12 protein-coding genes and 1 pseudogene are annotated in these 13123 nt (G+C 66.4%); 9 read left to right on the top strand and 4 right to left on the bottom strand.

The window, feature by feature from the left end; genetic code table 11:
• Positions 1-101 precede the first annotated feature (101 nt).
• The 7 genes and pseudogenes from ABDV69_RS07610 (at position 102) to ABDV69_RS07580 (ending at position 6908) form a co-directional block, all read left to right on the top strand.
• Positions 102-1397 carry an FAD-dependent oxidoreductase gene (locus tag ABDV69_RS07610; protein WP_343573061.1) on the top strand — a complete coding sequence of 432 codons (1296 nt, stop codon included), beginning with the start codon at positions 102-104 and terminating at the stop codon, positions 1395-1397.
• Positions 1355-2086, top strand: a pseudogene (locus tag ABDV69_RS07605) (DUF1365 family protein); the annotation flags it as partial. The gene ABDV69_RS07610 and the pseudogene ABDV69_RS07605, both read left to right, overlap by 43 nt.
• Complete coding sequence (locus ABDV69_RS07600) at positions 2078-3355, top strand: class I SAM-dependent methyltransferase (protein ID WP_343573060.1); 1278 nt, start codon at positions 2078-2080, stop codon at positions 3353-3355. The pseudogene ABDV69_RS07605 and the gene ABDV69_RS07600, both read left to right, overlap by 9 nt.
• On the top strand, positions 3352-4140 hold the full coding sequence (locus ABDV69_RS07595; protein ID WP_343573005.1) for a DUF1295 domain-containing protein: 789 nt from the start codon (positions 3352-3354) through the stop codon (positions 4138-4140). The genes ABDV69_RS07600 and ABDV69_RS07595 overlap by 4 nt, the downstream gene beginning before the upstream one ends.
• 35 nt (positions 4141-4175) lie before the next feature.
• A complete protein-coding gene (locus ABDV69_RS07590; RefSeq protein ID WP_343573004.1) occupies positions 4176-4736 on the top strand; it encodes a sigma-70 family RNA polymerase sigma factor in 561 nt (186 codons plus the stop codon).
• A complete protein-coding gene (locus ABDV69_RS07585) occupies positions 4733-5431 on the top strand; it encodes an anti-sigma factor (RefSeq protein WP_343573002.1) in 699 nt (232 codons plus the stop codon). The genes ABDV69_RS07590 and ABDV69_RS07585 overlap by 4 nt, the downstream gene beginning before the upstream one ends.
• Before the next feature lie 94 nt (positions 5432-5525).
• A complete protein-coding gene (locus tag ABDV69_RS07580) occupies positions 5526-6908 on the top strand; it encodes an NAD(P)/FAD-dependent oxidoreductase (RefSeq protein WP_343573000.1) in 1383 nt (460 codons plus the stop codon).
• Here ABDV69_RS07580 and ABDV69_RS07575 read toward each other — a convergent pair.
• Positions 6873-7715 carry a hypothetical protein gene (locus tag ABDV69_RS07575; protein WP_343572998.1) on the bottom strand — a complete coding sequence of 281 codons (843 nt, stop codon included), beginning with the start codon at positions 7713-7715 and terminating at the stop codon, positions 6873-6875. The genes ABDV69_RS07580 and ABDV69_RS07575 overlap by 36 nt on opposite strands.
• Before the next feature lie 91 nt (positions 7716-7806).
• Positions 7807-8325, bottom strand: a complete 519-nt coding sequence (locus ABDV69_RS07570) for a mycothiol transferase (protein ID WP_343572995.1) — start codon at positions 8323-8325, stop codon at positions 7807-7809.
• A 74-nt stretch (positions 8326-8399) separates the two neighbouring features.
• Between ABDV69_RS07570 and ABDV69_RS07565 the strand changes: the two genes are divergently transcribed.
• Positions 8400-10121, top strand: coding sequence for an amidohydrolase family protein (locus ABDV69_RS07565; protein WP_343572994.1), 1722 nt, complete (start codon positions 8400-8402; stop codon positions 10119-10121).
• 158 nt (positions 10122-10279) lie between these two features.
• Positions 10280-11044, top strand: coding sequence for a YcnI family protein (locus ABDV69_RS07560; protein ID WP_343572992.1), 765 nt, complete (start codon positions 10280-10282; stop codon positions 11042-11044).
• Between the two features lie 78 nt (positions 11045-11122).
• Here the strand turns inward: ABDV69_RS07560 and ABDV69_RS07555 are convergent, their stop codons facing one another.
• On the bottom strand, positions 11123-11449 hold the full coding sequence (locus ABDV69_RS07555) for a heme-binding protein (protein ID WP_343572990.1): 327 nt from the start codon (positions 11447-11449) through the stop codon (positions 11123-11125).
• A gap of 162 nt (positions 11450-11611) precedes the next feature.
• Positions 11612-13123, bottom strand: a 1512-nt coding sequence (gene groL, locus ABDV69_RS07550; protein ID WP_343572989.1) for a chaperonin GroEL, incomplete at its 5' end; no start/stop codon positions are given.

Here is a 13123-nt window from a genome sequence, read left to right as displayed (position 1 = left end):
GGGATGAGGCATATGTCATTCGGAGCGGCCGGCGCCGTGGATGGCTATCCGACTCCCGTCACCGACATCCGTCGACGCATTCGCTCCGAATACCCGTCGTGCTGGACAAGTCGGTACTGACGATTGCGGTCATCGGCAGCGGTGTTGCCGGACTGACCGCCGCCTACGCACTGTCCGGATCCGGGCGGGTCACATTGTTCGAGGCCGACACCCGACTGGGCGGCCACGCCCACACCCACGTGGTCGACGGCGGCGACGGAACCCCCGTCAGCGTAGATTCGGCGTTTCTCGTGCACAACGATCGCACCTATCCCACGTTGTGCCGATTGTTCGCCGAGTTGGGCGTGACGACCCAGGACTCCGACATGTCGATGTCGGTGCGGGCCGACGGAACCGGGCTGGAATACGCCGGGGCACTTGGCTTTCGCGGACTGTTCGCGTCCCGGCACTCGGTGCGGCCCCGCTACCTGTGGATGCTTGCCGAAGTCCTTCGTTTCCACCGAGCGGCCGGCCGACTGCTGCGCGAGAGCGACGGCGAGGACCTGGAGACGTTGCAGGCGTTTTTACACCGGCACCGATTCTCCAGCTTCTTCGTCGAGCATTTCATCACCCCGCTGGTGGCCGCGGTCTGGTCGTGCGCCGACGACGACGCGCTGCGTTATCCGGCGCACTACCTGTTCCGCTTCCTCGACCACCACGGCATGTTGTCGGTGTTCGGCTCTCCGACGTGGCGCACGGTCGTCGGCGGTTCGGCACAGTACGTGCACGCCATTGCGTCCCGCCTGCACGAGGTCTGCACGGGAAAGCCCGTGCATTCCCTGCGCCGACTACCCGGCGGGGTGCTTGTTGCGGCCGGCGACGACGCCGCACGATTTTTCGACGCTGCCGTGATCGCGGTGCACCCCGATCAGGCGCTGCGCCTTCTCGACCCGCCCTCGCCGTGGGAGCAGGCCGTGCTCGGGGCGATCAGCTACGCGGACAACCATGCCCAGTTGCACACCGACGAGTCGGTCCTGCCCCGGCACCACCGGGTCCGCGCATCGTGGAACTATCTCATCGCGCCGGCGACCGATCAGGTGCTGGTCACCTACGACGTCAGCAGGCTGATGCGAATCAGCGCCAACCGTCGTTTCCTGGTGACACTCGGTGGGCGCGGGCGCGTCGACCCCGCATCCGTGCTCGCCGAGATGACCTACAGCCATCCGCTCTACACAGCGCAATCCGTTGCTGCGCAACGGATGTTACCCACCTTGAACGACGGTGCGGTGGCTTTTGCGGGCGCCTACCACGGCTGGGGGTTCCACGAGGACGGGGCGGCGTCGGGACTGCGCGCGGCTCAACACCTGGGCGCGCAATGGCCGTCGTGCTCGACCGCGAAGGAGGCGATGGCACGGTGACGCCGGCGATCTACCGCACCACTATCACCCACGATCGCGAGACCCCGGTGCGGCACCGTTTCAGGTACCGCAGTTACAGCTGGTACGTCGATCTCGACGATCTACCGTCGCTGCCGTGGTGGCTCCGCCCATTCGCCCGGTTCGACGCCCGTGACCACTTCAACGGGCGCCCCGGCAAATCACTTCGGGACCGCGTCGACGCCTACCTCGTCGACCACGATGCCGCGATGCCCGGCGGCCGAATCACCGCGCTGCTGCACGCGCGGGTGCTGGGTTACGTCTTCAACCCGATCAGTGTCTTCTGGTGCCACGACAGTGCCGGCGAGCTGCACCGGGTGATCGTCGAGGTGCACAACACCTACGGGCAACGTCATGCCTATCTACTGCCGCCGGCCAACACGCCGGTACTGGTCGACAAGAAGTTGTACGTGTCTCCGTTCAACCCGGTGTCCGGGCACTACCGGGTGCAAGCACCGCGCCCCGACCACAACGTGGACGTCGTGGTGTCGCTGCACGGCGACGGTCAGCCGTCCTTCGTGGCGACCCTGCGCGGTACCCGACGGCCCGCGACGGTGAGCCACGTGGCGCGGATGCAGATTCTCGCGCCGCTGGCACCGCTGATGGTCGCGGTGCGGATCCGCGTCCAGGGCATCGCATTGTGGCTACGTCGGCTCCCGGTGGTGCCACGCACGCCGGTCGACAACGAAACGCGCGACACCACAATTGATCCGCAGCGGTGGCCGGCGGTGGCCGTGGTGCCCTCCGGGCCGGTGTCGTCGGTATCTGCGTTGGTGGCCGACCGGCTGCTGCGTCGCGTCGCGGGCCGTCTGCCCGTGCGGCTGGCCTACCCGGACGGCGCGGTTATCGGCGCACGCGACGCGGCCTCACCGATGATCACGATCCACCAGCCGGACCGGTTGGCCCGTCGGATCGGGCGACGCGGACTGATTGGGTTCGGCGAGTCCTACATGGCCGGCGAGTGGGAGTCCGATGCGCTCACCGAGGCACTGACCGCGCTGGCTACCGAAATGGACAACTTGGTGCCTCGCAGCGTGCAGTGGTTGCGGCCCGTGGTCACCGGCACCCAACCACTTTCGGCGACACGCAGTAGGCGACAGAGCCGGCAGGCCATCGCGGCGCACTACGACCTGTCGAACGATCTGTTCGGAGAGTTCCTCGACGAGACCATGTCGTATTCGAGCGCACTGTTCGCCGGCCTGCCGGCGGCGTGGCCGGATCTCGCCGACGCGCAGCGGCGAAAGATCGACCGACTGCTGGACGCGGCACGGGTGGGTCCCGGCACAGAGCTGCTGGAAGTCGGCACCGGGTGGGGGGAACTCTGCATCCGGGCGGCGGCCCGCGGGGCCAAAGTCCGCTCGGTCACGCTCTCCGAGCGCCAGCAATGGCTGGCGCGCCGTCGCGTCGCGGCCGCCGGGCTGTCCGATCGTGTGCAGATCGATCTGCGTGACTATCGCGATGTCGGCGGAAACTACGACGCGGTGATATCGGTCGAGATGATCGAGGCCCTCGGCTTTCACGCGTGGCCGGACTATTTCCGCAGTCTGGATCAGCTGCTGACGCCCAGCGGACGGCTCGCGATCCAAGCGATCACCATGCCGCACAACCGGATGACGGTTACCCGCAATACGCACACCTGGATTCAGAAGTACATCTTCCCCGGCGGGCTGATTCCGTCCACCACGGCCATCATGGACATCGCTGAGCGTGAGACATGTTTGCGCGCAGTCGATATGCTGTCATTTCGCGAGCACTACGCCGAAACGCTCCGACTGTGGCGGGAGCGGTTCATGCAGCGCCGAAAAACGTTGTCGCACATCGGATTCGACGAGGTTTTTGCACGGATGTGGGAACTGTACCTGGCCCACGCGGAGGCCGGCTTCCGGTCGGGCTACCTGGATGTCCACCAATGGACCTTCGCCAAGGGGGCGGCGCCATGATCGCCGACTTCGTCACGGTGTCCGCAGCATCGGCCGTCGCGCTGCTGGTGCTGCACACCATCACCTTCGGCATCGGCCGGCGGATAGGGCGCTACAACGTCGTCGACGTGGCCTGGGGGTTGGGCTTCATCGTCGTCGCGACGGCCGCGGCGATCCTCGGCAGCGGTGACCCGCTGCGCCGGTGGCTGCTGCTGGCGTTGGTCGCGATCTGGGCGTCGCGGCTCAGCGGCTACATCTACCGCCGGTCGCTGGGTCACGGTGAGGATCCCCGCTATGCGGACACGCTGCACGGCGCCACCGTCGGCCAGGTGGTGGTGAAGGTGTTCCTGGTGCAGGCCTTCGCCACCTGGATCATCTCACTACCGCTGCAACTCTCGGCGGTTACCGGCCCCACCCCGCGGCCCTGGCTGGTCGCCACCGTCGCCGGCACGCTGATGTGGCTGACCGGCCTGCTCTTCGAAGCCATCGGCGACCGTCAACTGCGGGTGTTCAAGTCCGACCCCGCGCACCAGGGGCTGCTGATGGATCGCGGGCTGTGGGCATGGACCCGTCACCCCAACTACTTCGGCGACGCCTGCGTCTGGTGGGGGCTGTGGCTGATCACGCTGGCCGGCTGGCGGTCGCTGATTACCGTTCTCTCGCCTGCGCTGATGACATATTTCCTGGTTCGCGTCACCGGGGCGCGGCTCACCGAGAAATATATGCGAGGCCGGTCCGGCTTCAGCGAATACCAGCAACGGACATCGTTTTTCATCCCGCGTGCGCCCCGATCGGCACGATCATGACGGCCGCTATCGCGGAGCGGCTAGGCTACCGGTCGATGAGCGGACCCCGGCACGGCACCGAACTCGACGCATTGCTGCGTCGAGTAGCGCATCGCGACGCCGAGGCGTTCGCCGCGCTCTACGACGCCACCCGGGCCCGGGTCTACGGCTTGATCACTCGCGTGCTGCGCGACGCGGGCTACAGCGAAGAGACCACTCAAGAGGTCTACCTGGAGGTGTGGCGGAGCGCCGCGTCGTTCGACTCCGCCAAAGGCTCCGCACTTTCCTGGCTGATGACCATGGCGCATCGCCGCGCTGTCGACCGGGTGCGCGCCGAACAATCCGCCGGCCAGCGGGAATCACGCTACGGCGCGGCCACCCTCGAGCGACCAAGCGATCTCGTCGCCGAGTCGGCGATAGCCGCCGACGAGCGGCGTCGGGTGACGGCTTGCCTGGATTCGCTCACCGACGTGCAGCGGCAGTGCATCGAAATGGCGTACTACGGCGGTTTGACATACGCCGAAGTATCTCATCGGCTGTCGGCCAACCTGTCGACGATCAAATCTCGGATGCGGGACGCATTGCGCGGGCTCCGCGGTTGCCTGGGTGTGACATGACCAAGCCCGCCGAGTTCGACTTGCTGCAACTGGCCACGCCATACGCGCTGAACGCCGTCTCCGAGACCGAGCGTGTCGCCATCGACCGGCAACGCGCGACTGCACCGCGTGCGGTCGCGACTGCCTTCGACGACGAGGTGCGCGCGGTGTGCGAGACCATGGCCCTCGTGTCCTCGGCGACCGCCAGCGAACCACCGGAGCGTCTGCGCGCGGCGGTATTGGCCAGCACAGCACGCACATCCACAGCACGCACATCTCGTTGGCGCACTGCGATATTGGCGGCAGCCGCTGCAATCGTGGTGGCATTGGCGGCCTTCGGCGCGGGAATCGCGCTGCGACCGGCGCACGCACCGGCGATGGCCGAGCAGATCATGTCGGCCCCCGACATGCGAACGGTGTCGACCCCGATGGCCGGTGGAACGGCAACGATGGTGTTCTCTCGGGACATGAATGGCGCTGTGCTGCTGATGAATAACGTGCCGCCGCCGTCGCAGGGCACCGTCTACCAGATGTGGCTGGTCGGCGACAAAGGCCCGCAGTCGGCGGGCACGATGAACACCGCCGCCATCGCACCGTCGACCACGCACACGTTCACCAGCCTGGACAATTCCAGCGTGCTGGCGTTCACCGTCGAACCTGGCGACGGGTCACCGCAACCGACCGGAAAGATCTTCGCGAAACTACCGCTGACCTGACGGCGGTTCTGGGGATCCGCTAACGTCGCCACCGAGGGGAGGGATTGGCCTGACGACGATCGACACGGATTATCTGGTCGTCGGCGCCGGCGCGATGGGCATGGCGTTCACCGACGCGCTGGTGAACGAGACCGACGCGCAGGTGGTGATGGTCGATCGTGGCCACTCCCCCGGCGGGCACTGGAATAGTGCGTATCCGTTCGTCCGCCTGCATCAGCCGTCGGCCTACTACGGCGTCAACTCCCGCGCGCTGGGCAGCGACAGCATCGACCAACTCGGCTGGAATGCAGGGCTGTACGAGCTGGCCACGGTCGGCGAGATCTGCGCCTACTTCGAGAAGGTGATGCACCAGGACCTGCTGCCCAGTGGGCAGCTGTCCTACTTCCCGATGGCCGAATATCTGGGCGACAGCCATTTTCGCGTCCTGGGCGGCGGCGAGCGCACCGTCAACGTCCGCAAGCGGATCGTCGACGCGACCTACCTGCAGACCACGGTGCCGTCGATGCGGCCACCGGCCTACACCGTCGCCAACGGCGTCGACTGCGTGCCCCCCAACGACATGCCGGCCAACGCGGTCGGTCGCGAGCGATTCGTCATCGTCGGCGCCGGCAAGACCGGTATCGACGCGTGTTTGTGGTTGCTGCGCAATGGTATTGCACCCGAACGGCTGACCTGGATCATGCCGCGCGATTCGTGGCTGATGGACCGCGCCAACATACAGCCCGGCCCGCAGTTCCTGGAGCGGTTTCAGACGGGTTTCGCCCAGCGGCTGGTCGCGATCGAGGCCGCCACGGATGTGGCCGATCTGTTCGACCGCCTGGAGGCGTGCGGCAATCTACTGCGGCTCGATCCGTCAGTGCAGCCGACGATGTATCGCTGCGCGAACGTGACGACGACCGAGCTCGAGCAGCTGCGGCGGATCGGCGACGTCGTCCGGATGGGCCGCGTGCAGAGCATCGAACCCGGCCGGGTGGTGCTGGACGACGGCGAGATCACCGTCGACGGCTCTGCGCTGTTCGTCGACTGCAGTGCCGACGGCCTGGAAAAACGCCCGGCAGTAACGGTGTTCGACGACGGTCGGATCACGCTGCAGAGCATCCGCGGCTGCCAGCAAGTGTTCAGCTCGGGGATGATCGCCCACGTCGAAGCCTCCTACGACAATGACGAGACGCGAAACCGGCTGTGCCGGCCGATTCCTCATCCCAACACCGACATTGATTGGCTGACCACGACGCTCGCCGAGCAACGTAACCAGATCACCTGGTTCGAAGACCCCGAGCTGATGAATTGGCTGTGCAGTGCGCGGCTGGACCTGATGCGGCACATGTACGCCCCGTTGATCGACCAGCCGGAAAAGGTGCGCAGCAAAATCTTCGGCCTGGTCATCGGTGGACTACGCTCGGCCAACGAGAAGCTGGATGCCCTACTGCGCGAACACTTTTCAGCCCTTCCGCAGCCCGCCGAGGCCAGCCACTAGCACACCGAGCAGCACCAGCGCGCCGCCGGCCGCCAAGGTGAAGTCGAGCCAGTCGTGCAGGCTCCGTTCGGCCTGCCCCACCATCACATCGGCGATCCCGCGGATACCGCCGGTGGTGTTGTTCAGCGTGTCGTTGAGTGGGTAACGGGCCAATTCGATCGCGATCCAGCCCGCAGCACCCACAACCAGCGCGGAGATCCCGAGACCGGCCAGCGCCCGGCCACGACTGCGCACCGCGACCAGCGTCAGCAGCGCGAAGAACCCGGTCAGCGCCGCGACGCCGATGCTCGCCCACAGACCCCAGCGGGCCAGCGGGCGTAGCTGCCCTGGTTGCAACACCTTTGGTGTCGACACCGTCACCGGAACCCGGACCGTGTCGGGCACCTTCACGTTGTAGCTCGACAGCAGTTGCTCGAACGCGGAGTCCTTGAGCATGCCGGACAGGTCGACGACCCACTCGTTGCCCTCGGACTGGGTGTGGGCGCCGGTGAACATCCAGTCGTGCGCCAGTCGGTTGGCGTCGGCGAACTGCACCGGAAAGTCGGAGCCGGCGGTGTACTCGGCCGCGACGCCGTGGACTTGCGCCGAGGCGGCGTGACCGCCACCCTGATTGATCAGAACCGTTGCCTTGGTGGCGAGTTCAGCCGCCATCACCGCCTGCAACGTCTTGTCGCCGGCCGCTTTGCGCGCCATCGCCGTGTAGCCGTTGACGTCGACGACGTGGATTTGGGTCCACGCCGTCGGCACGGCGACAGCCAACGCGACCGTGGTGCACAACCACAGCAGTACCGCCAGCGCGAACCGCACTAGGTGGCGACGGGGCGCGGGCGCGACAGCGTGATCGTGGTCATAGCCGTGATCGTAGACGCCGGCTGTCAGTGTCGACGGGTGTCAAGTTTTAGCTGGGTTCGGGAGCGAGCGGCAGCAGGTAAGCGGCCTGGCCGAGGTGCTGGGCGCAATCGTCGATGATGCTGACGATCCGGGCGCTGGCGGTCACCGGCGGATCCCAGTTGCGGTCGACGATGCGTTCCAGATCCTCGGCGGTGACGCCGGCGACGAACTCGCACGTCACCTCGTGCACGGCGTGGTAGTAGCCGGCCAGCAGTTCGATCGGCGCCCGCACCTTGGCCACCTCCGTCGGCCCGTGGCCGTACCCGGAGTCGTTGCGCGGCAGGTCGAGACCGAACCGATCCACCCATCCACCGGCCGTCCACACCTGGTCGACGCCGGCGATCGGCGCGAGTTGGATGTCCTGCACCCGCGCGCTGTGCCAGATCAGCCAGGCGATGCTGTTGGTACGCGGTGACGGACGGTAGTTGGCTTGTTCGTCGGTGAGCCCGTCGGTCAGCTCATCGACATGCTCGATCAGCCGAGTGAAGGCATCGCGCAACAACTCTCGAATCGCGGCATCAGACATAGTCGCGACCCTACCCGTGGTCGATTACGGAAACATCCTGGCATCAGCTACCGACATGGTCGTAGATTATTTAGATGACCTACGACCTGATCATCCGCAACGGCACCATCGTCGACGGGCTCGGAGCTGAGCCGTACGTCGGCGACGTTGCAGTGCGCGACGGCATCATCGCGGCGATCGGCGACGTCAACGGCGCCGGGGCCACCCGCGAGATCGACGCAACCGGTCACCTGGTCACGCCCGGCTTCGTCGACCTGCACACGCACTACGACGGCCAGTCCATCTGGTCGGAGCGGCTCACGCCGTCGTCCGCGCACGGGGTGACCACCGCGGTGATGGGCAACTGCGGCGTGGGCTTCGCGCCGTGCCGCCAAGAGGACCACGACGTGCTGGTCGACGTGATGGCCGGAGTGGAAGACATCCCGGGTGTGGTGATGACCGACGGCCTGCCCTGGAACTGGGAAACCTTCCCTGAATATCTCGACGTGCTGGAAAAAGGCAGGCGTGACATTGATGTGGCTGCGTATCTGCCGCACTCCCCGCTGCGGGTCTACGTGATGGGCCGGCGCGGCGCCGACCGCGAGCCGGCCACCGCCGAGGACCTGGCCGAGATGCGGCAGCTGGCCAAGGAAGCGATCGAGGTCGGCGCACTGGGCTTCGCCACGTCCCGGTTCACCATCCACAAGACCGAAAGCGGTTCTCCGATACCGAGTTACGACGCGGCCCGCGAAGAGATCGAGGAGATCGCGCGCGGTGTCGTCGACGGTGGGGGCGGTCTGCTGCAGTTCGTGCCGGACATCCCGGCAGGCGGCTACCAGCCGGTGCTGCAGACGGTCTTCGACGTCGCCGAGGACTTGCGCCTGCCGGTGACGTTCACATTGGTTGTCGGCAACACCGGCGACCCGACCTGGCCGGACGCCATCACGATGATCGAGAAGGCCAACGCGTCCGGCGGAGACGTCACCGCGCAGTTGCTGCCGCGTCCGATCGGGCTGATCATCGGTCTGCAGCTGAGCGCCAACCCGTTCGTGCTGTATCCCAGCTACCGCGAGATCGCGGACCTGCCGCTGCCCGAGCGCGTCGCCGAGATGCGCAAGCCGGAAGTCCGCGCTCGCATCCTCGCCGACAAGCCGGGCCACGGCCACCCGATCCTCTACGTGGCCCAGATGTGGGACTGGATCTTTCCGCTGACAGACAATCCGAACTACGAGCCGAATCCCGCCGACAGCATCGGCGCCCGCGCCCGGGCCAAGGGCATCAACCCGATGGACGAGGCCTACGACCGACTGCTCGATGACGACGGCCGCGCTATGTTGCTGGTCGCGACCAGCAACCTGGAGAACAACTCACTGGACACCGTCGGCGAGTTGCTGCACCGCGACGACGTAGTGCTCGGCCTCGGCGACGGCGGCGCGCACTACGGCATGATCTGCGACGCAAGCTATTCGACGTACTTCCTGGCGCACTGGGCGCGCGACCGCAAGTCCGGACGGTTCGCGGTGCCCGAAGCCGTGCGGAGGCTGACCTCGGTGCCGGCCCGCGTCGCCGGTCTGGGCGACCGGGGTCGGATCGCCGTGGGATACAAGGCCGACCTGAACGTGATCGACCACGCCGCATTGCAGTTACACAAGCCGGTGATCATCCACGACCTGCCCGCAGGCGGGCGTCGGCTCGACCAGACCGCCGATGGTTACGTGGCCACGATCGTCACCGGCGAGGTGATCGCGGAGAACGGTGTGCCGACCGACGCGCGGCCGGGCAAGCTGATCCGCGGCCGGCAACCGGTGCCCGGGTAGCAGCGCGTCGACATCTCGCGGACCCCGTTGACCGCGCCGTCGTCGGCACCGGAGGCGACACGGGCATCGAAAACGTCCTGCTCTATGGCAGCAGCATCGCGTAACCTCTGCTACCGAAGCCCGAGTGTCGGGTTGATTGATCGACAGCAGTGAAGGAAGTGACTTCTTTGAAGAATCCCGCACGCGCGAAGAATCCCCTACGCGCCGTCTTGCTCGCTATGGCGGCCGCCTTGGCCGCACTGGTGTTCGCATCGCCCGCGCTGGCACACATCAAGGTCTCCGGCACCAACGTTAGGCAGGGTGGTTACGGAGTCCTGACGTTCAGCGTCCCCAACGACTCAGATTCGAACGCAACGGTCGGACTGCGGGTGTTTCTCCCCGAGAACGCTCCCATTTTCGTCGTGAAGGCCGAGCCCAAGCCGGGCTGGACGGTGATGTTCACCGAGAAGCCACTCCCGACGCCGCAAACGGACAACAACGGCACGGTGCATAACACCTTCATTTCTGAGGTGCATTGGGCGGCCGACAACCCGCAGTCGGCGATCGGGCCCAAAGAGTTCGACCAGTTCCGCCTTTACGCCGGCCCCCTACCGAGCCGGAACGCGGTGGCGCTGCCCGCCGAACAGACCTACAGCGACGGGCGCATAGTGAACTGGAATGACGACCCGTTCGCTGGTCCGCCCCAGCCTGCCCACCCGGCTCCGGTGCTGAAGCTGTCGTCGGGGACCTCCGATCTGGACATCTTCACTACCACCGAGACAGTCCAGAACAACACCCCGCTGTGGCCGTCCATCGTCGCGCTGGTGGTTGCGGCTGGGGCATTGTTGCTCGCGATCGCGGCCTTCGTGGTGTTGCGGCGCAAGAACACGACCGCAGGCGCAGACGCAGGTGCAAGCGCAGGCGCAGGCGCAGAGCAGGACTAGAAGCAAAAGCCACCGAGCCCGAGGCGCTGATATGGATTCCCTCGGGCTCGGTGGCTTTCGGCTTTCGCGCCGGAGGTATTAGCTCGACAGCGCGTCGAAGAGCTCGGCCAGCTGGTCCGGTGACACCGCGGTGTTGCACCGGCCGCGCAGGTCAAGCAGCGGCTGGGCGATGCCCTTCAGCTCCAACGCCTCACCGGGATGGCCGAGAAAGTAGCCGCGCACCGACGCCTTCGCGTCCGCCGGCGGCTGATTGACCGCTGCGGTCAGCACGTTGTTGGCATCCGGGTGGGCGTCGAGGTATCCGCTCGCTGAGTTGAGCACCCCGCTGGCAGTGGCCGCTAACCCGCTGGCCGAGCACGGATCGGGCGTGGCACCGGCGGTCGGCGCGACGATCAGACCAAACACGCAGCCAGGGATTACTCCAAACATCGTGCGCCATAACGAATTTCCCACTACGTCGTCCCTTCGTCAGCAAACCATTCGAACGCTCAGTAGATCAGTTACCCAGAAATACGAAAAACCCGGCCCCACACGGGGACCGGGCTTTCCGTTGACTGCGGACTCGAACTAGAAGTCCATACCGCCCATGCCGCCGGTCGGGTCACCCGCAGGGGCGCCCGCCTTCTCCGGCTTGTCGGCCACGACGGCCTCGGTGGTCAGGAACAGCGCCGCGATGGACGCCGCGTTCTGCAGCGCCGAACGCGTCACCTTGACCGGGTCGGCGACGCCCGCTTTGAGCAGGTCCTCGTACTCACCGGTGGCGGCGTTGAGGCCGACACCCGGCTTGGAGTTCATCACCTTCTCCGCGACGACGCCGGGCTCGAGCCCGCCGTTGAACGCGATCTGCTTCAGCGGGGCCGACAGCGCGACGCGCACGATGTTCGCGCCCGTCGCCTCGTCACCGGTGAGCTTCAGGTCGTCCAGCGAAGGAGCCGCCTGCAAAAGGGCCACGCCACCACCGGCGACGATGCCCTCTTCGACGGCCGCCTTGGCGTTACGCACGGCGTCCTCGATGCGGTGCTTGCGCTCCTTGAGTTCCACCTCGGTGGCAGCTCCGGCCTTGATCACCGCAACACCGCCGGCCAGCTTGGCCAGACGCTCCTGCAGCTTCTCGCGGTCGTAGTCGGAGTCGCTGTTCTCGATCTCCGCGCGGATCTGGGCAACCCGTCCGGCGATGGCGTCGGAGTCACCGGCACCCTCGACGATGGTGGTCTCGTCCTTGGTGATGACCACCTTGCGGGCCTGACCCAGCAGCGAGATGTCGGCGGTCTCCAGGGAGAGGCCAACCTCTTCGCTGACGACCTGGCCACCGGTCAGGATCGCGATGTCCTGCAGCATGGCCTTGCGGCGGTCACCGAAGCCCGGCGCCTTGACGGCAACCGACTTGAAGGTGCCGCGGATCTTGTTGACCACCAGGGTGGACAGGGCCTCGCCCTCGACATCCTCGGCGATGATCAGCAACGGCTTGCCGGACTGGATGACCTTCTCCAGCAGCGGCAGCAGGTCCTTGACCGTCGAAACCTTCGACGAGACCAGCAGGATGTACACGTCCTCGAGGACCGCTTCCTGACGCTCGGCGTCGGTGACGAAGTAACCCGAGATGTAGCCCTTGTCGAAGCGCATACCCTCGGTGAGCTCGAGCTGCAGGCCGAAGGTGTTCGACTCCTCGACGGTGATGACACCCTCGTTGCCGACCTTGTCCATGGCCTCGGCGATCAGTTCGCCGATCTGCACGTCGCCGGCCGAGATGGCGGCGGTGGCCGCGATCTGCTCCTTGGTTTCGACCTCTTTGGCCGACTTCAGCAAGGTCTCGGTGATCTTCTCGACGGCCTTTTCGATGCCGCGCTTGAGGCCCAGCGGGTTGGCGCCGGCCGCCACGTTACGCAGGCCTTCCTTGACGAGCGCCTGCGCGAGCACGGTCGCCGTGGTGGTGCCGTCACCGGCAACGTCGTCGGTCTTCTTGGCGACTTCCTTGACCAGCTCGGCGCCGATCTTCTCGTAGGGGTCCTCCAGCTCGATCTCCTTGGCGATGGACACACCATCGTTGGTGATCGTGGGAGCGCCCCACTTCTTCTCCAG

The sequence above is a fragment of the Mycobacterium sp. genome, assembly GCF_039583785.1.
In the GTDB taxonomy this organism is placed as follows: domain Bacteria; phylum Actinomycetota; class Actinomycetes; order Mycobacteriales; family Mycobacteriaceae; genus Mycobacterium.
The sequence above is the reverse complement of the archived record's forward strand: the minus strand, read 5'-3'. Positions and strand labels throughout refer to the sequence as shown.

Coding starts and splice junctions, on each gene's coding strand:
- ABDV69_RS07580 (WP_343573000.1), top strand. CDS start 5,526: ATGGGCATGGCGTTCACCGACGCGCTGGTGAACGAGACCGACGCGCAG.
- ABDV69_RS07565 (WP_343572994.1), top strand. CDS start 8,400: ATGACCTACGACCTGATCATCCGCAACGGCACCATCGTCGACGGGCTC.
- ABDV69_RS07585 (WP_343573002.1), top strand. CDS start 4,733: ATGACCAAGCCCGCCGAGTTCGACTTGCTGCAACTGGCCACGCCATAC.
- ABDV69_RS07595 (WP_343573005.1), top strand. CDS start 3,352: ATGATCGCCGACTTCGTCACGGTGTCCGCAGCATCGGCCGTCGCGCTG.
- ABDV69_RS07570 (WP_343572995.1), bottom strand. CDS start 8,325: ATGTCTGATGCCGCGATTCGAGAGTTGTTGCGCGATGCCTTCACTCGG.
- ABDV69_RS07590 (WP_343573004.1), top strand. CDS start 4,176: ATGAGCGGACCCCGGCACGGCACCGAACTCGACGCATTGCTGCGTCGA.